Genomic DNA, 18,609 nt, shown 5'->3' on the forward strand with positions numbered 1-18,609 from the left:
CCTTTGATTTGACTTAAATATACTCCATCCCGCCGTCCTTGTCAAATCTTTTTTTCAGAAATTTTGCGCCCTTCTTTGGGAAATTGAGGTTTTCCTCCCGGTGTGCTACAATGAAGGCAGTACGCCGGAATGCCCGGCAGGAAAGGAATCCGTCACATCCATGAAGCATTTGCTCGTTGCCATCAACGCCAAATATATCCACACCAATCTGGCCGTGCGTTATCTCAAAGGTTATGTCCGCGACAGACGGAATTTTGATGTGGATTTTCTCGAATTTACCATCAACCAACAGCCCTCCTTTCTTCTTGAGGAAATTTACCGCGCCAGGCCCGACACCCTGTCTTTTTCCTGCTATCTCTGGAACATCGGCGTGGTCCGCGCCCTGCTCCCTGACCTGCGCCGAATACTCCCCCAAACCAAGATGATCTTAGGCGGCCCGGAGGTCTCCTTTGGATGCGCGGAGCTGCTCGCCGAACTGCCCGACGCCGATTATCTCATCACCGGGGAGGGGGAGCAGGGCTATTTGGCCCTCTTGGACGCGCTGGAAGAGGGCAGCGATTTAGCGGCGGTGCCAAGCCTTGTCTACCGGGCGGGCGGTCAAGTCCGCCAGAACCCGTCGGCCGGGTTCCTCCCCATGGACGAGCTCCCCTTCCCCTACGATCACCTGGAGGAGTTAAGCCACCAAATCGTCTACTATGAAGGGTGCCGGGGCTGTCCCTTCGACTGCCAGTATTGTCTTTCCGGGGAGGACAAGGCCCTGCGCTACAAGAGCTTCCATAAAATCCGCGGGGAGCTCGACCGCTTTCTTTCCCACCGCGTGCCCCAGGTCAAATTCGTGGACCGGACTTTTAACTGCCGCCCCGATTATTACCGCCCCATCTGGAAGTATCTCATCGAGCACGACAACGGGGTGACCAATTTCCACTTCGAGCTTTCCGCCGACCTTTTGCGGGACGAGGACATGGAGCTTCTCAAAAGCGCCCGGGTGGGGCTCTTTCAGTTTGAAATCGGCGTCCAGTCCACCCACGCCCCCACCCTGGCCGCCATCCATCGCGGCCACCGGGTGGAGCAAATCTTCCACCGGGTCCGACAGGTGCAGGCCCTGGGCAATATCCATCAGCATTTGGACCTGATCGCCGGGCTCCCCTATGAGGACTACGCCACCTTCGCCCGCTCCTTCGACGACGTCTTCGCCCTCAGACCCCAGCAGCTGCAACTGGGCTTTCTCAAGCTGCTAAAGGGCAGCGGTTTGGACGCCCACCGGGAGGAACTGGGCCTTGTCTGTTCCTCCCGGCCCCCCTACGAGGTGCTCTCCACCCCGGTAATTTCCTTTGACGACCTGCTGCGACTCAAAGGGGTGGAGGACATGGTGGAGCGCTACTACAATTCCGGCCGTTTTCCCCGCTCCTTGGAGCGGGCGCTCCCGGCGTTTTCCTCCCCCTTCGCTTTCTTTGAGGCTCTCAGCCGGTACTGGAAGGCGCGGGGATACGACGGGGCGTCCCACACCAAGGAGGCCCTCTATGACATCCTGGACGCCTTTGTGTCCTCCATCACCGGCCCCGACGAGGATTTACGGTGGCTCATGCGCTTTGACATCTACCGCCACGAAAAGGCCAAGAAGCTCCCCGCCTGCTGCCAGTGGGAGCTTGCCCCCCTCTATCGGGCGTGGATTTCCGACTTCTACCGCAATCCCGAGAACATCGCCCGCTTCCTGCCAGCCTATGAGGGGCTCGACCCGAGACAGATCGCCCGCGTCACCCATCTGGAAGTTTTCCCCTTCGACCCCCTTTCCCCCGCCTCCCGCCGGGAGACGGCGTATCTCTTTGACTATCGGGGGAAAAACCGCTTGGAGCCAAGCGCCGTCACCAAGCTGCCGTACCCGGCCAAGTGACCGGTGACGCTGCTTTGCGCAGTAAACGAGCACAATAAAAAAGCCAGCCGGTAAACGGCTGGCTTTTCTTCATTTGATCTAGATGTTGCAGATGTCCTCGGACGAGAGACATTTGATCCCGGCGGCCTGTAAAACCCGCGCCGCCTCGTCGTTGTCCTCCACCCGGAGGATGACATATGCGGTCTTGTCTTCCTTACTTAAAAACGCGTACATATATTCCACGCCGATCTGGGCGTTGGAGAGCACCCGCAGGGCTTTGGAAAGGCCCCCCGGCTCATCCTCGATAGCGATGGCGATCACCTCGGTGATGGACACGGTAAAACCGGCCTCCCGCAGGACGCTCTTGGCCCGGTCCGGGTCATCCACAATGAGCCGCAAAATACCGAAGCTGGTGGTGTCCGCGATGGACACCGCGCGAATATCTATCTTGTTTTTACCCAGGATTTCCGTAATCTGCACCAGTCTGCCCGACTTGTTTTCAATAAACACGGATAGCTGTTTGACAACCACAAAGATCCCTCCTCACTTGGCTGTTAGAGCGCGGGCGCCCGGCGGCGAAAGGGCGTCACCCTCTTCCCCGTCGCCCGCGCGGCGGCCCTGCCGTCTTACTTCTAGTATACCATACTTTGGCAGAATTTTGCACCGCCTCCCGCAGACAGTTCTGACGAACATTGCCCCAGGAATTTTACTTTTCCTCCAACTGGACCTGGCGGCCCAGGGCGAAAGCTTTGAGGTTGAGTTCCAAAAACTTGGGCGGTACACACTCCCGCACCGCGTCGAGCCAGACTTTTTCCTCAAACTCCATCACATTGGAGAGTGCCCCCATGAGCACCACGTTGGCCGCCTTGGCGTTGCCGGCTTCCTTGGCTAAAGTCAGCGCGTCTAAAGCCAGCACCTGGATGCCCTTGTCTTTGAGCTTTTGCAGGATGTCCCCAGGGTATTCCGCCGCGCCGGTGATGACGGGCATGGGGTCGATCTGCTGATCGCTCACCACGATCTTGCCGCCCTTTTTGAGATAGGAGACATACCGGGCCGCTTCCAGCAGCTCAAAGGAGATGATGGCGTCGGCCTCCCCCAGCTCCACGATGGGGGAATAGACCTTGTCCGCGTATTTGACATAGGTGACGACGCTGCCGCCGCGCTGGCTCATGCCATGGACCTCCGACACCTTGACGTCGTGGCCCTGGTTTAAGAGCACATTGCCCAAAATCCGGCTGGCGAGCAGGGAGCCCTGTCCGCCCACGCCGACGATCATAATGCTTTTGCTTTCACTCATGTTATTTCTCCTCCCCGCTCTGGATGGCGTCAAACGGACACAGGGACTTGCACAGGCCGCAGCCCACGCAGAGGGTCTCGTCCACCGCGGCCTTGCCGTCCTGCATGCTGATGGCCGGACAGCCGATCTTTAAACACATCTTGCAGCTTCTGCATTTGTCCCGGTCCACCGTGAAGGGCTTCTCATGCTTGACATATTTAAGCAGCGCGCAGGGGCGGCGGGTGATGATCACCGACGGCTCCTCCGCGGCCAATTCTTCCTTGATGACCCGCTCGGTCTCCTTCATATCGAAGGGGTCCACCACCCGGATTCTCTTGACGCCCGCAGCCTCGCAGATTTTCTCGATGCTCACCTTTTCCACAATGTCCCCCTTGAGGGTCTTGCCGGTGGTGGGGTTCTGCTGGTGGCCGGTCATGCCGGTGATGGAGTTATCCATGACGATGACGGTGGAAACACCCTCGTTATAAGTGATGTCAATGAGGCCCGTGATGCCCGAATGCATAAAGGTGGAGTCGCCGATGACGGCGACGGAATTCTTGGCGCTGTCAAGACCCCTGGCCTTATTGAAGCCGTGGAGGCCCGAGATGGACGCGCCCATGCAGACGGTGGAATCCACCGCGAAGAGCGGCGCGGAGGCGCCCAAGGTGTAGCAGCCGATGTCGCCGCTGACCATGACGCCCAGCTTCGAGAGGACGTAGAAGACGCCGCGGTGGGGGCAGCCCGGGCACATGACCGGCGGGCGGATGGGCACATCCTCGCCGAATACGTCATAGGGGCTCTCCTCCCCGAAGAGGACCTTTTTGACCAGGCGCTGGGAGAGCTCCCCGATGAGCGGGAAGACGTCCTTGCCGTGGCAGTCGATGCCCAGGGCCTTGACGTGGGTCTCGATGATAGGGTCGAGCTCCTCCGCCACGTAGATCGTCTCGTACTTCTGAGCAAACTGCCGGATGAGCTCCACCGGCAGGGGGTTGACCAGTCCCAGCTTGAGGACGGCCGCCTTCTCCCCCACTGCCTCCTTGACATACTGATAGGAGATGCCGGAGGTGATGACGCCGATCTTGCTGTCCGCGTCCTCGATGCGGTTGAGCCCCGTCTTTTCCGCCAGCTCTTTGAGGGCGAGGATTCTCTCCTCCACCACCACGTGGCGCTTTTTGGCGTTGGCGGGGGCCATGACGTACTTGGCCGGGTTCTTTTTATATTCCTTGAGCGGCACTTCCTTGCGGTCACACAGTTCCACCAGGCTCTGGGAGTGGGAGATGCGGGTGGAGAGGCGCAGAAGGACCGGGGTGTCGTATGTTTCGGAGATTTCATAGGCCGCGGCCACAAACTCCTTGCACTCCTGGGAGTCGGCGGGCTCCACCATGGGGAGCTTGGCCGCCATGGCGTAGTGGCGGGAATCCTGCTCGTTCTGGGAGGAGTGCATGCCGGGGTCGTCGGCCACGCCGATGACCATGCCGCCGTTCACGCCGGTGTAGGTGGAGGTAAAGAGGGGGTCGGCCGCCACGTTGAGCCCCACATGCTTCATGGCGCAGAAGGAGCGGGCGCCGCCGATGGACGCGCCGATGGCGACTTCCATGGCCACCTTTTCATTGGGGGCCCACTCGGCGTAGATTTCTTTATAGTTGGCCACCGCCTCGGTAATTTCGGTACTGGGGGTGCCGGGATAACTGGAAACGACGGTGCAGCCGGCCTCATAGAGCCCTCTGGCCACTGCCTCATTTCCCAACAATAAGGTTTTCAACTTATTTTTCCTCCTTCGTTTGGTTTCTCAGGTCGACGACCCGCTTGGCCTTGCCGGCAAAGCGTTCGATCTGTTTGGGCTGGACCAGATTCACCTTGGCGTCCAGGCCCAGAACGGAGCGGAGCTTGTCTTTTATGGTGTGCTGGAGGTTTTCCAGCTCCGCGAAGCGCTCTAGGAGCGTCTCGTCGATGAGCTCGACGTTAATTTCCAGCTTGTCCATGAAGCCCTCTCTGGTGACGACGATCTGGTAATTGGGGCTGATGCCCTTCATGCCCACGATGACGCTTTCGATCTGGGTCGGGAAGACGTTGACGCCCCGAATTTTGAGCATGTCGTCGGTGCGGCCCATGACCTTGTCCATCCGGGCAAAGGTCCGGCCGCATTCGCACCTGTCGTAGTTGATGCGGGTGATATCCTTAGTCCGGTATCTGAGCAGCGGGAAGGCCTCCTTGCCCAGGGTGGTGATGACAAGCTCCCCCGTCGCGCCCCGGGGCAGAGTCTCTCCGGTGGCGCCGTCGATGATCTCGGGCAGGAAGTAGTCCTCGCTGATATGCAGTCCCTCCCGGCGCTCGCATTCGCCCGAGACGCCCGGCCCCATCAGCTCGCTCATGCCGTAGTTGTCGGTGGCGAAGATGCCCCAGGCCTCCTCAATGGCGTTTCGCATCTCCACCGTGGAGCCCTCGGACCCAAACAGGCCCAGCCGCATCTTGAAGTCGTCCTTTTGGTAACCCATCTCCCGGGCCACCTCCGACATATACAGGGCGTAGGAGGGGGTGGAAATGAGGGTGGTGGTGCCAAAATCATGCATGAGCATGATACTCTTCTCGGTGTTGCCGGAGGAGGTGGGCACCACGGTGGCGCCGATGCGCTCCAAGCCGTAGTGGAGCCCCAGAGCGCCGGTGAAGAGGCCGTAGCCGAAGGCGATCTGGGCAATGTCGTCCTCCCGTCCGCCGGCGGCCACGATGAGACGGGCCATCAGGTCGGACCAGGTATCCAGGTCATTTTTGGTGTAGCCCACCACGGTGGGTTTTCCGGTGGTGCCGGAGGAGGCGTGCAGGCGCACCACCTTCTTCATGGGCACCGCGAACAGGCCGAACGGGTAGGTGTCCCGGATGTCGTCCTTGGTGGTAAACGGAATCCGCTCCACATCCCCCAGGGTCTTAATTTTGTCCGGGGTCGCCCCCGCCTTTTCCAGCCGCTCGTGGTAAAACGGCACGTTGTCGTAGCAATATTTCACGATGTGCTGCAGCCGCTCGAGCTGTATCCGCTCGATGCTGGCCCGGTCCATGGTCTCCAAATCTTTCTGCCAGAACACTGTCATCACTCTCCGAATCAAACATAAATTTAATTATACCGCAAAATCCCGCACAATGCCACCATCCCGCGGGAGTTTCTCTCAAATTCCCGCCCTTTCGCCCGGGTTTTCCCCGCTTTTCCTGCAAAAAGCGCCGGAAAGCACAAGGAGAGAGGGGCGTTTCGCCCCTCTCTTTTGTGCCGCCAAGGGTGGTTTTATTTGACAAAATAGGCCTTATCGTAAAAATGGGTGTTGTCTTGCACCTTCCCCATCTTCCCGGCGATGAGACTGCCCACAAAGCAGGCCACAAAGGAAACCGCCATGGCGGTGACGCCGAAGATGGTGGCCTGGGCGGAATTAAAGCCGCTGACAATCGCAAGCCCCAGCGAGACCACCGGGCCCGCGATCATGCCGCACCAGGCCCCCGCCCGGTTCATCCCCTTCCAGTAGAGCCCCAGCAGATAGGGGGCCAGGAAAGCGCCCGAAATGGTGCCCCAGGAAAAGGACATCAGGGTCAGGATGGGGGTCTTAAAGGAGGCGATCAGATAGGACGCCAGAATAAAGACGGCGCACAGCACCCGCGTCAGGGTCAAAGTTTTGGCCTTGCTCTCGGCGAATTTGGGCACCCGGTCGGCCACTAGGTCCATGGAGATGGTCGAGCAGGAGGTCAGGGTAATGCCCGACAGGGTGGAAACCGACGCGGACACCACCAGTACGAGCACCACGCCCAACAGGACGACGGGCAATGTCTGGGTCAGAATCTGGGGGATAATGAGGTCGTAGTTTGCCTTGCCGCCCAGGGTGGGCACCTCGGTGAAAAAGAGCCGGGACAGGGAGCCGATATAGTAGGCGCCGCCCGCGATAATCAGGGCGAACACGGTGGAAATTACGGTGCCCTTTTTGACGCCGTCCTCGTTTTTGATGCCGTAAAACTTGTGGACCATCTGGGGCATGCCCCAGCTTCCCACGCTAGTCAAAAGAATAAGGCAGATGACGGACAAGGCCGTCTGGGGGGTGAAGAGGACGTCGGCCTGGGCAGTCATGCTCTCCCATACGCCGGAAACTCCCGCCGCTAAGCCTCCCACCTGGCCGCTCTCACTGACGAAGAAGAGCATGGCCGCCACGCCCACGAGCATGATAATGCCCTGGATAAAGTCGGCAAGCAGTGTGGCGAAATAGCCGCCCAGCACCAAATACAGCCCCGCCACCACCGCGATGGCCGCCATGGCAATCTGATAGGGCACATGAAGCACCGTCTCGCACAGGTAGCTCAGTCCCGAGTAGACGCTGGCCGAATAGGGGGTCATGAAGATAAAAATCATGATGGCCGCATAGAGCTTCATACTCCGGGAAAAATAACGTTTTTCAAAAAACTGGGGCATGGTCTTGATCTTCAGCCTCCTCGTGACTTCCCGGGTGCGGTTGGCCAGCACCTTCCAAGCCAGCCACGACCCCAGCACCGCGTTGCCGATGCCAATGAGGATGGCAAAGAGCCCGAAATCAAAGCCGGAGCGCCCCGCGTATCCGATAAAGATCACCGCCGAAAAGTAGGTGGTGCCAAAGCCAAAGGCCGAAAACCAGGGGCCCGCGCTCCGGGAGCCCACCACAAAGCCGGTGAGGGTGTCCGCCTTTTTAAAGCTGATAAACCCGGTGACCGCCATGAGTATGACATACACCGCCAGAATGATCCATACTGTCATTTTTCCGTCTCCTTTATCCGCCGGTTTTCCCGGCTCTCCACTGCTTTAACGCGTTTATCCATTAAAGCATCTTGTGACAGTATACTGCTTTAACTCGCAAAAGTCAACAAAAAGGCAGGGGAAATCCCCTGCCTTTCGTCCAAAGTTTTGTTTTGTTTTTTGTCTGTCTTCGACAAAATGCCTGGAAACCGGCCCTGCAAACAGTCAAAATGAGGGGCCTGCCATCCGGCGGATCACACGCCCAGCAGGTGCTCGAGGAGGATTTTGACGCCGATGAGCACCAGGATAACGCCGCCGAAGATTTCGGCCTTTTGCTTGAGGGCCCCGCCCAGCTTTTTGCCGATAAAACCGCCGACGAGGCAGCAGACAAAGGTCACCGCGCCGATGAAGCCCACGGAGAGGAGGAGGTTCACCCGCATGATGGCCAGGCTGATGCCCACGGCCAGGGCGTCGATGCTGGTGGCCACCGACTGCACCATCAAGGTGCGGAAGGTGAGGGTCTTGGCCGCCGGGCAGGCGTCCCCTTCGGGGGAGCGCAACTCCTGGACCGCCTCGGCCACCATCTTGCCGCCGATGACGCCCAACAGGATGAACGCGATCCAGTGGTCCACCGATTCGATGAGGCCGCTGAAAGTGGTGCCCAGGGCGTAGCCGATGAGGGGCATCAGGGCCTGAAAGACGCCGTAGGACAGCGCCATTCCCACCAAAGTCAGGCCCTTGACGTTGCGAAAACAAAGGCCGTTGGAGATGGAGACGGCAAACGCGTCCATGGAAAGCCCCAAGGCCAGCAAAAACAAGGTGAGTATACTCAAAAAAATCCCTCTCTCCCATCGTCTTCCAGCAAGATCTGAAATATTAAAATTGTAGCGGACTTTTCGCTCCCTGTCAAGGAATCCCTTCCGCTCTTTTTTACGGCTGCGCTTCAAAAAAGCAGGCGCCCAGGCACATCCGCGCTAAACCAACTCCGTGCCTTATGAGCGAAAAATAGCAGCTGCTGCGCTACGGCTGTTTTGTCCGCCGGCACGCCCGCCAAAGCCCGTCCGGATCAGAGACCGCTGGAGGGGTGGCCGGCTTATCATAAGCATAGTATCCGGGCCTTAGGAATATGACAAAGCCGCCAGAAATCGCTATGTTTACACTTTTTTCATTGCTTTTAAAGGACCATTCGTGTACAATATTTTGTATTGTTTACCAAATAGCTTTCAGGCGGGACGGTGTTGCTTTGTTCGGTTATGTCAGGCCCTGTAAGCCGGAACTCAAAATCAAAGAGTTTGAAATCTACCAATCGGTCTACTGCGGGCTTTGCAAACAGCTGGGCCGCAGTTTTGGGTATTTTGCCCGCTTTACCCTCAATTACGACTTCGCGTTTCTCGCCATGTTGGACATGGCCTTGGACGGGTCCTGTCCCCGGTTTGAGCGGCAGCGGTGCTTTGCCAATCCCCTCAAAAAGAAAAACTGCTGTCTTAAAAACCCGTCCCTGGCTTTTTCCGCGGACGTGGCCCAGATCATGCTCTATTATAAGGTGCGCGACGACATGTCGGACGGCGGCTTTCTCGGAAAGCTCCGGGGGTATCTGCTCCTTCCCTTTGTTGGGCGCGCGCGGAAAAAGGCGGCCAAGAGGCGGCCGAAGATCGACGAAATCATGAAGGAGTCCACCGAGCGGCAAGCCGCGCTGGAACAGGCGGGGTGCCAACATGTGGACGAAGCCGCCCATCCATCCGCCGAGTTTCTCTCCCGCATCTGCGAGGAAATGGCCCGGGACGAGCGGCAAAAACGGGTGCTTGGCCGCTTCGGCTATCTTTTGGGCCGGTGGATTTATCTCATCGACGCCCTGGACGACATGGACGAGGACCTGGAAAAAGGAAATTACAATCCTTTTCTGGCGGCGTATCAGATAAAGCCGGGAGAAAAGGAAAAGATAGAAAAGGTGGCCGAGGAGGCCAAGGGCTCCCTCAATCTGACCACCGCTGAAATCGGCGCGGCCTATGAGCTACTGGACATCCAGCGGTTTCGGCCCATTTTTGACAACGTCATCTATCTTGGATTTGCAGATACTATGAATCAAATCAGAACAAAAAGGAGCAAACAACATGAGTGATCCTTATAAGGTGCTGGGCGTATCCCCCAATGCCACCGACGAGGAAATCAAGTCGGCCTACCGGGAATTGGCCCGAAAATACCATCCCGACCACTATGTCAACAATCCCTTAGGCGATTTGGCCGCCGAAAAGATGAAGGAAATTAACGAAGCCTACGACCAAATTCAGGCCTCCCGCAAGGCTGGGCACCAAAGCGGCGGCTACAATACCGGCTATGGCGCCGGTTACGGCGGTTCCGGCCGCTTTGCCGACGTGCGCCAGATGATTCAGCGGGGTCGTTTGGGAGAAGCGGAGGAAATCCTCGAGGGCACCCCCACTGACACCCGGGACGCCGAGTGGTATTTCCTCAAGGGCAGCGTCTTCTATTCCCGCGGATGGCTCGACCAGGCGTACAGTTATTTTAACCGGGCGGTCGCCATGAATCCCGGCAATCCCGAATATCGGGCGGCCCTCAACCAAATGGGTTCCCAGCGTGCCACCGGTTACAGCCAGAGCGCCCCGGGCGGCTACCGCACCAACCAGAACGCCGGCGGATGCTCTTCGTGCGACATGTGTAGCGGCCTTATCTGCGCCGACTGCTGCTGCGAGTGCATGGGCGGCGACCTGATCTCCTGCTGTTAAGGCGACACTAAACGAAGGAAGGCTCAATTGACAATGAAACGCAGCACCAAAATCGCGCTGGGCGGCATGATCTCGGGTCTTTGTATCATGCTCATGTTTATGACGGGGCTCTTTCCCTTTGCGACCTATGCCCTCCCCGCCCTGGCGGGACTGATTCTGGTGGCCATGGTGGTGGAGTTTGGCTCCAAGCAGGCGCTGATCGTCTATGCGGCGGTGTCCATCCTCTCCATCTTTATGACGCCCGACCGAGAAGCGGCCATCATGTTCATCGCCTTTTTCGGCCACTATCCCATCCTCAAAGGCATCATCGAGCAGATGATTCCCAACCGGGTATTGGAATGGGTGGTTAAACTCCTCACCTTTAACGCTTGCATCGTCGCGGGTTATCTCTTCATCATCAATGTCATGGGAATCTCCGAGGTCCTCGACTCCTTCGGCGACTTCGGACGCTATTCGGTGCTGGTGCTGCTGGCGCTGGGCAATGTGGTCTTTATCATCTACGACTTCGCCCTCAGTCGCGTCATCTCCATGTACATCAACTGGTTTCGGCCCAAGTTTTTGCGCAAGATTAAATAGTGGAAGACAAAGCCCTCATTGGAGGGCTTTCTTTGTGACTTCATAAAGGGGGACTTTCCTTGTTACGACGTAGTTTTCGCTGGGTGTCTGTGCTGCTGGCGGCCTGCCTGCTCTTTGCCCTGCCCGCTTTTGCCGCCCATCCGCTGGACAGCTCCATTGTGGAGGTCCGCGCCTATCTCGACCGGCAGGGCGACAGCGCCGTTAAGGTGCTCGCCGCCCGCATCACTGGAAATGAGCCAAAAGGGAAAGACGTCCGTGCCCTGCAAAAGGAGGCCGCGGGCGAGGACGCGTCCGATGTGGCCGCTCTCACCACCCGCATTCTGGCCCTGACCGCTGCGGGCACCGACCCGCGAAGCTGCGGCGGGCTCAATCTTGTCGATCTCCTCTGCGCTTCCCCTCTGCTCGACAACGAGTCGCCCCGGGACCTGGCCTTCGCCTTACTGGCGCTTAGCTGCGGCGGCTTTGCCCCCACGGACGAAACTGGCGCCTGGACAGCCGGACATATCCAGGAAACGTTGCTCGCCATGCAAAACCAGGACGGCGGCTTCGGACAGGTCAAAAACGCCATGAGCGACCCCCAGAGTACGGCCATGGCGGTGATCGCCCTGGCGCCTCTGGGCGGGACCCGGGGCGCGGTGGAGAAGGGCCTTGCCTATCTTGCCGGGGCGCTGCAAAGCGACGGGACCTATCTTGCCACCTCCGGGACAAAAAGCGCCGACGCGGTCAGTTGGACCATTTTGGCGCTAAACGCATCAGGCGCCTCTGTTCAGGACGAGCGCTTTCTCAAAAACGGGCGGCCCCTCACCGACACCCTCTTTCTCTTCCAAAACGACGACAATGGCTTTGCGGACGTCCTAGGGGAAAAGAGTGATACGGCGTCCACCTTCCCCGCCCTGTGCGCCTTGCAGGCGGTGCGTGCCGGGGGCGCTCTCTTCGATTTTACAGCAGTGTCCCTCACTCCCTATGAAACCAGCGCGGTCAAGACCTACGGCAGCTTTATCCTCATGACCATCGGCGTCATCGCGGTCGTCTATGTGATGCTCCTGCTCACCAAAAAGCTCGGGCCCAAAATCGATGCGAAGCGCTCCCCACGGAACAAGGAGCATTTGCCGGCAGGGGACAACCCGCCGAAAGATGAATAAATTCCAAATTTTTGTGCGAAACCACAAGAAAAAGCTAGCAAAAATCATGTAATTCACATATAATATGGGTGTATGGCAGCGGGTTGTTTGCCGTGCACCTATTTTTATCGGTAAGCTTTGGCGACGGTCAACATGTACGCCCTGGGGTTGGCTCTCTTTTGCGTTCCAGCCCTGACAGGCCAAAAAGCGTGTGGACATTGTACGATTGCCGCGTTGCCAACATTGCCGTACGCTATTTTATGGAAAGGAAGGGGAGTGACACAGGGCAGAACAGGAAAAATAAAGGGAAAGGAGGATCGCGGGATCTTCACAAAAGCGCCATGCACCGCAGGGAACTGCACCCTGTGCGTTAACGAGGTGGGAGGAATATCGAATCTTCGGCGGATACCTCCCCGGCCGCGGATGACCGGCCGACATGCTCTCCACAAAATCCGGGGGCGACTCCGGGACAAAGGGAAAGCGCGCATCCATTTCGCCGCTGTTGCGGAAAAAGTGAAACATAACGGTTGAATCTTATAGATATCCGGCCCTTTGCGCAAAAAGGGTCCGGTGGCTCTGCGCCTTTTTGCGGCGTCTTGGAGCCAAAAGGCGGGGGCATAGCTGCGCCCGTCTCAATAGGTGTGCCGCTCGCCACAAAAAGCGGCTGCCGCGCCGGAAGGGCCGTCTTTGTGCGCCTTTCCCAGCGGGACACGGAGGTTTTTTATGTGTGGAATTGTTGGATATATCGGCAGCCAGAACGCATCAGACATCCTTATCGACGGGCTCAAAAAGCTGGAATACCGGGGCTACGACTCGGCCGGCGTGGCGGTCTTTGCGGGCAATGACATCGAAGTGGTCAAATCCAAGGGACGGCTGGCCGATCTGGAAAAGAAGATGGAGGAAGTCGGCAAGCCCCAGGGCTTCTGCGGCATCGGGCACACCCGTTGGGCCACCCACGGCGAGCCCTCCGATATAAACTCCCATCCCCATTCCAGCGCGCATGTCTCCCTCGTACACAACGGCATTATCGAAAACTACCTTCCCCTGCGCCAGATGCTCCAAGGGGATGGCTATGTCTTCCAGTCCGAAACCGACACCGAAGTGGTGGTCAATCTCATCGACTCATTCTATCACGGCGACCCCCTGGAGGCCATCCGGGAGGCCGTGCTTCGCTTGGAGGGGTCCTACGCGCTGGGCATCATCTTTGAAGGCGAGACCGACAAAGTTTACGCCGTGCGCAAAGATAGCCCCCTGATTATCGGCTTAGGGAAAGGCGAAAACTTTATTGCGTCCGATATTCCCGCTATCCTGGGACATACCCGCGACTATTATCTGCTGGAAGAGGGCGAAATCGCCGTCCTAACCCGGGACCACGTGGAGATCAGCGACATTTACGGCAACCATGTGGAAAAGGAGGTCCAGACGGCCACCTGGGACCTGGAAGCGGCCCAGAAGGGGGGCTATCCCCACTTCATGCTCAAGGAAATCCATGAGCAGCCCACCGCCTTCCACAACACCGTCTCCCCCCGCATCGTGGACGGACTGCCCAATTTCGCTTGCGATAAGATCTGCGACGAGGATCTGCGCCGCTTCGAGCGCGTCGTGGTCGTGGCCTGCGGCACGGCCATGCATTCGGGCTATGTGGGCCAGTATCTCATTGAGCGCTTGGCCAGACTGCCGGTAACGGTGGAGATTGCCTCCGAATTCCGGTACAAAAACCCCATTTTAAATAGAGACAAGGACCTGGTCATCATCGTCTCCCAGTCGGGCGAGACGGCCGATACCCTGGCCGCTCTGCGGCTGGCCAAGAAACAGGGCGTCTTCGTCCTGGGCATCGTCAACGTGGTGGGCTCCTCCATCGCCAGGGAGGCCGACGCGGTCATCTACACCTGGGCAGGGCCCGAAATCGCCGTGGCCAGTACCAAAGCCTACACGGTGCAGATTTCCGTCATGTACCTGCTGGCCATCAAATTCGCCATGCTCCGTGGCTTTGCCGACGAGGCTTTCGCGCGGGAATACACCTCGAACCTGATGAGTGTGGAAGAGCATATCGCCGAGATTCTTAAGGACAGCCAGAGCTTCCAGTTCTATGCCTCCAAGCTCCAAAACGCCCACGACCTGTTCTATCTGGGCCGGGGACTCGATTACGCGCTGGCCATGGAGGGATCTCTCAAGCTCAAGGAGATTACCTATATCCACAGCGAGGCCTATGCGGCCGGCGAGCTCAAACATGGCCCCATCTCCCTGATCGTGGACGGCACCCCCGTCATCGCGCTGGGCACCCAGAAGAGCCTGTTTGAAAAGATGGCCAGCAACATCAAAGAGGTCAAGAGCCGGGGCGCCTGCGTCTTCCTCATCTGCGACGACACCTGTGAAAACACCGCCCAGATCGCCGACTTTGTCATCAAGCTCCCCGCCCTGCCGGAAATCTTCATGCCGCTGTTGTCGGTGGCCCCGTTGCAGCTCCTCGCCTACTACACCTCCATTCTCCGGGGCTGCGACGTGGATAAACCCCGCAACCTGGCAAAATCCGTCACTGTCGAATAACCAAACCATTCAAGACGCCTCCCGACCGACGGCCGGGAGGCGTTTTTTTGCCTTTTTGTGCATCTTTTATAAATCGTACCGGAAAATCCTTCCCACCTTCACAGATCTTGGTGATTTCGTTTACAAAAAGGACATTATGCACTATAATTGTATACATCGTGTATCTTCCTTGCGAACTATCGCTCATATCATAGAATCCCGCGCTTTCCCCGCCTTGGGAAGCACTGGAAGAAAGGATGATTTTTACCATGAAACAATATCCCTTACAGGAGGAGCAGATGCTCAAAGACATCCAGGGCCTCCTTCATATCGAAAGCGTCAACGGCTCCGCGCCCGAGGAGGGCGCTCCCCTGGGCCGGGGGGTGGGGGACGCCATCGACTATGTGCTGAATCTCGGCAAATCCTTCGGCTTTCGGACCAAAAACCTGGACGGTTACTGCGGCTGGGTGGAAATGGGCGAGGGCGAAGAGATCATCGGCATCCTTGTCCACGTGGACACCGTTTCGGTGGACGATGGCTGGAGCTGCGACCCCTTTGACGGCACCATCCGGGACGGCAAAATGTTCGGACGCGGCGCCTGCGACGACAAGGGTCCCGCCATCGTCTCCCTCTACGCTATGAAGGCCATTGCGGAGAGCGGATGCCAGATGAACAAGCGGGTGCGCCTCATCGTCGGCGGCGACGAGGAGAGCGGCGCTTGGAAATGCTTGGACCGCTACAAGGAAACCGAGGAGCTGCCCACCTGCGCCTTCTCCCCTGATGCCATGTACCCGGTCATCTACGCCGAGAAGGGTATCCTCCGGGTGCGCCTGAGCCGCGCGTTGGACGATGGGGTTAAGCCCATGGTCCTTTCCGCCGGCAAGCAGGCCAACATTGTGCCCGCCTATGCCTGTGCCGAGATTGGCGGCAAAAAGTACGAAGCCACCGGCATCCCCTCCCACGCCATGGAGCCGGAGCTCGGCGTCAACGCACTTATCAAGCTGTGCGGGCAGCTCTCGGAAGAGGGCTATGCCCATCCCTTCCTGGACCTTGTCAAGATGGCCAATGTCCATGACCTTCACATCGACTTTTCCGATGAGCCCTCGGGGAAGCTCACCCTCAACCCCGCTGTGGCCAAAGTCGACGCCGATCACGCCGAGCTGCGCTGCGACATCCGCTACCCGGTGACCTTTGCCCCCGAAACGGTGGTGGAAGCCATTCGACAGGCGGTGGAACCCCTGGGCTTCGCCGTGGAGATGCAGCTCAATGTGGCTCCCCTCTATGTGGAAAAGGATAGCAAGCTGGTCACCACCCTGCAAAAAGTGTTTCACGACTACACTGGTCTCGACACCCCGCCCATCTCCACCGGCGGCGGCACCTATGCCCGGGCCTTTGACAATGCCGTGGCCTTCGGCATCTTTTTCCCGGGTGAAGTGGATATGTGCCACAAGGTCGACGAGTTCTGGTCCGTGGATTCGATGAAGCAAAACTACCAGATTATTGCAGGGGCCATTGCGGCATTATTGCAATAGTTGATATAATCGTAAGAGATTCTTTCCAGTATTTCCTATGCATTTTGGTGCACTCTGACAAAATTCTATAATTCCTTTACTAAATATCTAAAGAATACAGAAATATGAATAAAACTTTGTGGTAATTTGTATATTTTTTTAATTTTCTCTGTGAAAAAGATGAACAATATGGTATACTAAAAATTACAATGCACATTCTTACAAAAGGAGTGGAAATTATGGAGAACCCGAAAAGCAGCTTCAAGCCCTTTGTCCCAGCGGACAAGGTGATGCCGGAATTTACTGCTACCTCGATTATTCTTGGTATTATTCTGGCCGTCGTGTTTGGAGCAGCCAATGCCTATCTGGGACTGCGCGTCGGTTTGACGGTGTCAGCTTCCATTCCGGCGGCGGTTATTTCCATGGGTGTCATCCGCGTGATTATGCGCAAGGATTCCATCCTGGAAAACAACATGGTCCAGACCATCGGCTCCGCCGGTGAGTCCCTGGCCGCAGGCGCCATCTTCACCCTTCCCGCCCTCTTTATGTGGATGCAGGAGTGGGGCGAGGGCTCGCCTTCCTTAATCACCATCACCATCATCGCGCTGTGCGGCGGTGTGCTGGGCATCATGTTCATGATTCCCCTGCGCAAAGCCATCATCGTCAAAGAGCACGGCGTGCTCCCCTTCCCGGAAGGACAGGCCTGTGCCGAAGTCCTCTTGGCCGGTGAAGAGGGCGGTTCCAAAGCCTCCACTGTGTTTGCCGGTCTTGGAATCGCGGCGGCTTACAAGCTGATTACCGACGGCTTTAAGCTCTTCCCCAGTGAAGTCCACTATGAAATCACACCCTACAAGGGCGCCGGCATCGGCGTGGATGTCCTGCCGGCACTGCTCGGCGTGGGCTACATCTGCGGGCCCAAGATCTCGTCTTACATGTTCGCCGGCGGCATCGTCTCCTGGCTCGTGCTCATGCCCATGATCAGCCTCTTCGGCGGCGATATGGTCATGTTCCCGGCCACCGTGCCCATCAGCACGATGGGGTCCAGCGACCTGTGGGGCAGCTATATCCGCTATATCGGCGCGGGCGCCGTGGCCATGGGCGGTATCATGAGCCTCGTTAAATCCCTGCCCATGATCGGGGACACCTTTAAGCACGCCATGAAGGGCCTCAAGGCCAGCAAGGGCGACGCCAAGAGCAACCTGCGCACTGACAGCGACATCCCCATGCAGGTCATCCTCATTGTGGTGCTCATCGTCGCGCTCATCATCTGGCTGCTCCCGGCCATCCCCGTCAACATCATCGGCGCGCTCATCATCGTCATCTTTGGCTTCTTCTTCGCCACCGTGTCCTCCCGTCTGGTGGGCTTAGTGGGAAGCAGCAATAACCCCGTTTCCGGTATGACCATTGCCACCCTGCTCATCGCCACCTTGATTCTCAAGGCCACCGGCATGGTGGGTCATGACGGCATGACCGGCGCCATCACCATCGGCGCGGTCATCTGCATCATCGCCGCCATCGCGGGCGATACCTCCCAAGACCTCAGCACCGGCTACATTGTCGGCGCAACGCCCAAGAAGCAGCAGTACGGCGAGCTCATCGGCGTGGTGGCTGCCGCCATCGCCATCGGCGGCGTCCTCTATCTGCTCAACGCGGCCTGGGGCTTCAGCGGCACAGAGCTGCCCGCTCCGCAGGCCATGCTGGCCAAGATGGTCGTCGAGGGCGTCATGAACGCCAACCTCCCCTGGACCCTGGTCATCGCCGGCGCCGGCATCGCCGTCGTCGTGCAGATCCTGGGCATCCCGGTGCTCCCCTTCGCCGTGGGCCTCTATCTCCCCTTCCACCTCAACGCCGGCATCATGGTCGGTGGTATCATCCGGTGGTTCTTTGAGAGAAAGAAAACCAAAAACGAGGCAGAAGAGCATCACAAAAAAGAAATCATCAGCCGCGGTATTCTCTATACTTCCGGCATGATCGCGGGCGAGGGCATCATCGGCATCCTACTGGCTGTCTTTGCCGTCATCCCCATGGGCGCCATCGGCTCCTTTGGAGACTTCATCAATCTGGGCCGGATTTTCCCGGGATTCACCCTGGGCAATATCGGCGGCCTCCTCTTCTTCGCGCTGCTCATCCTCATCATGCTCAAGTTTACCCTTTGGCATAAGGATAAGAAAAAAGCGGAATAATGAAGCGTAAATAGCCGAGATACGGGAGTGCTGGGTTTTATAAAAATGCAGCACTCCTTTTTCTTGGGTT

General features: G+C 58.0%; 15 protein-coding genes and 1 other annotated feature (1 of these 16 only partly in view). Of the genes, 8 read left to right on the plus strand and 7 right to left on the minus strand.

The features are described from left to right. Window positions 1–2: a binding site (T-box leader), on the minus strand; it reaches 261 nt to the left of the window's first position. A gap of 158 nt (window positions 3–160) precedes the next feature. Continuing rightward, complete coding sequence (locus tag H8709_RS09915; RefSeq protein WP_262398220.1) at window positions 161–1,891, plus strand: B12-binding domain-containing radical SAM protein; 1,731 nt, start codon at window positions 161–163, stop codon at window positions 1,889–1,891. A 78-nt stretch (window positions 1,892–1,969) separates the two neighbouring features. Here the strand turns inward: H8709_RS09915 and H8709_RS09920 are convergent, their stop codons facing one another. The 6 genes from H8709_RS09920 to H8709_RS09945 form a co-directional block, all read right to left on the minus strand. Then, on the minus strand, window positions 1,970–2,401 hold the full coding sequence (locus tag H8709_RS09920; RefSeq protein ID WP_262398221.1) for an ACT domain-containing protein: 432 nt from the start codon (window positions 2,399–2,401) through the stop codon (window positions 1,970–1,972). Window positions 2,402–2,576: 175 nt separating this feature from the next. After that, complete coding sequence (locus tag H8709_RS09925; protein WP_262398222.1) at window positions 2,577–3,167, minus strand: indolepyruvate oxidoreductase subunit beta; 591 nt, start codon at window positions 3,165–3,167, stop codon at window positions 2,577–2,579. A 1-nt stretch (window position 3,168) separates the two neighbouring features. Then, window positions 3,169–4,908, minus strand: a complete 1,740-nt coding sequence (gene iorA / locus H8709_RS09930; protein ID WP_262398223.1) for an indolepyruvate ferredoxin oxidoreductase subunit alpha — start codon at window positions 4,906–4,908, stop codon at window positions 3,169–3,171. Between the two features lies 1 nt (window position 4,909). After that, window positions 4,910–6,223 (minus strand): phenylacetate--CoA ligase family protein, encoded by a 1,314-nt coding sequence (locus H8709_RS09935; protein ID WP_392391680.1) that lies wholly within the window; start codon window positions 6,221–6,223, stop codon window positions 4,910–4,912. A 194-nt stretch (window positions 6,224–6,417) separates the two neighbouring features. Then, window positions 6,418–7,806 carry a sodium:solute symporter family protein gene (locus H8709_RS09940; protein ID WP_392391681.1) on the minus strand — a complete coding sequence of 463 codons (1,389 nt, stop codon included), beginning with the start codon at window positions 7,804–7,806 and terminating at the stop codon, window positions 6,418–6,420. 329 nt (window positions 7,807–8,135) lie between these two features. Next, a complete protein-coding gene (locus tag H8709_RS09945; RefSeq protein WP_262398225.1) occupies window positions 8,136–8,714 on the minus strand; it encodes a manganese efflux pump MntP in 579 nt (192 codons plus the stop codon). A gap of 410 nt (window positions 8,715–9,124) precedes the next feature. Between H8709_RS09945 and H8709_RS09950 the strand changes: the two genes are divergently transcribed. The 5 genes from H8709_RS09950 to glmS all read left to right on the plus strand — a co-directional run bounded on the left by H8709_RS09950 (window position 9,125) and on the right by glmS (window position 14,866). Beyond that, on the plus strand, window positions 9,125–10,000 hold the full coding sequence (locus tag H8709_RS09950) for a DUF5685 family protein (protein ID WP_262398226.1): 876 nt from the start codon (window positions 9,125–9,127) through the stop codon (window positions 9,998–10,000). Beyond that, window positions 9,993–10,622 (plus strand): J domain-containing protein, encoded by a 630-nt coding sequence (locus H8709_RS09955; RefSeq protein ID WP_262398227.1) that lies wholly within the window; start codon window positions 9,993–9,995, stop codon window positions 10,620–10,622. Before H8709_RS09950 ends, H8709_RS09955 begins: the two co-directional genes overlap by 8 nt. A gap of 33 nt (window positions 10,623–10,655) precedes the next feature. Continuing rightward, complete coding sequence (locus tag H8709_RS09960) at window positions 10,656–11,198, plus strand: hypothetical protein (RefSeq protein WP_262398228.1); 543 nt, start codon at window positions 10,656–10,658, stop codon at window positions 11,196–11,198. A gap of 59 nt (window positions 11,199–11,257) precedes the next feature. Beyond that, window positions 11,258–12,340, plus strand: a complete 1,083-nt coding sequence (locus tag H8709_RS09965) for a prenyltransferase/squalene oxidase repeat-containing protein (protein ID WP_262398229.1) — start codon at window positions 11,258–11,260, stop codon at window positions 12,338–12,340. A gap of 702 nt (window positions 12,341–13,042) precedes the next feature. After that, complete coding sequence (gene glmS / locus H8709_RS09970; RefSeq protein WP_262398230.1) at window positions 13,043–14,866, plus strand: glutamine--fructose-6-phosphate transaminase (isomerizing); 1,824 nt, start codon at window positions 13,043–13,045, stop codon at window positions 14,864–14,866. On the opposite strand, the gene H8709_RS09975 is transcribed toward glmS, so the two are convergent. Further along, window positions 14,853–15,116: a hypothetical protein gene (locus H8709_RS09975; protein ID WP_262398231.1), complete on the minus strand. Its 264-nt coding sequence runs from the start codon at window positions 15,114–15,116 to the stop codon at window positions 14,853–14,855. The genes glmS and H8709_RS09975 overlap by 14 nt on opposite strands. On the opposite strand from H8709_RS09975, the gene H8709_RS09980 reads away from it, so the two are divergent. Together H8709_RS09980 and H8709_RS09985 are read left to right on the plus strand one after the other, a co-directional pair. Beyond that, window positions 15,115–16,377, plus strand: coding sequence for a Sapep family Mn(2+)-dependent dipeptidase (locus H8709_RS09980; protein ID WP_262398232.1), 1,263 nt, complete (start codon window positions 15,115–15,117; stop codon window positions 16,375–16,377). The two genes, H8709_RS09975 and H8709_RS09980, sit on opposite strands and share 2 nt — an antisense overlap. A gap of 218 nt (window positions 16,378–16,595) precedes the next feature. After that, on the plus strand, window positions 16,596–18,539 hold the full coding sequence (locus tag H8709_RS09985) for an OPT family oligopeptide transporter (protein WP_262398233.1): 1,944 nt from the start codon (window positions 16,596–16,598) through the stop codon (window positions 18,537–18,539). Window positions 18,540–18,609: the final 70 nt, after the last annotated feature.

Origin of the sequence: Zongyangia hominis (genome assembly GCF_014385095.1) — a bacterium.
Classification (GTDB): domain Bacteria; phylum Bacillota; class Clostridia; order Oscillospirales; family Ruminococcaceae; genus Zongyangia; species Zongyangia hominis.

What these genes read in the sequence shown, in the direction of transcription:
- H8709_RS09915 (WP_262398220.1), top strand. Translation starts at nt 161, where the DNA reads ATGAAGCATTTGCTCGTTGCCATCAACGCCAAATATATCCACACCAAT.
- H8709_RS09925 (WP_262398222.1), bottom strand. Translation starts at nt 3,167, where the DNA reads ATGAGTGAAAGCAAAAGCATTATGATCGTCGGCGTGGGCGGACAGGGC.
- H8709_RS09955 (WP_262398227.1), top strand. Translation starts at nt 9,993, where the DNA reads ATGAGTGATCCTTATAAGGTGCTGGGCGTATCCCCCAATGCCACCGAC.
- H8709_RS09960 (WP_262398228.1), top strand. Translation starts at nt 10,656, where the DNA reads ATGAAACGCAGCACCAAAATCGCGCTGGGCGGCATGATCTCGGGTCTT.
- glmS (WP_262398230.1), top strand. Translation starts at nt 13,043, where the DNA reads ATGTGTGGAATTGTTGGATATATCGGCAGCCAGAACGCATCAGACATC.
- H8709_RS09980 (WP_262398232.1), top strand. Translation starts at nt 15,115, where the DNA reads ATGAAACAATATCCCTTACAGGAGGAGCAGATGCTCAAAGACATCCAG.
- H8709_RS09975 (WP_262398231.1), bottom strand. Translation starts at nt 15,116, where the DNA reads ATGGTAAAAATCATCCTTTCTTCCAGTGCTTCCCAAGGCGGGGAAAGC.
- H8709_RS09985 (WP_262398233.1), top strand. Translation starts at nt 16,596, where the DNA reads ATGGAGAACCCGAAAAGCAGCTTCAAGCCCTTTGTCCCAGCGGACAAG.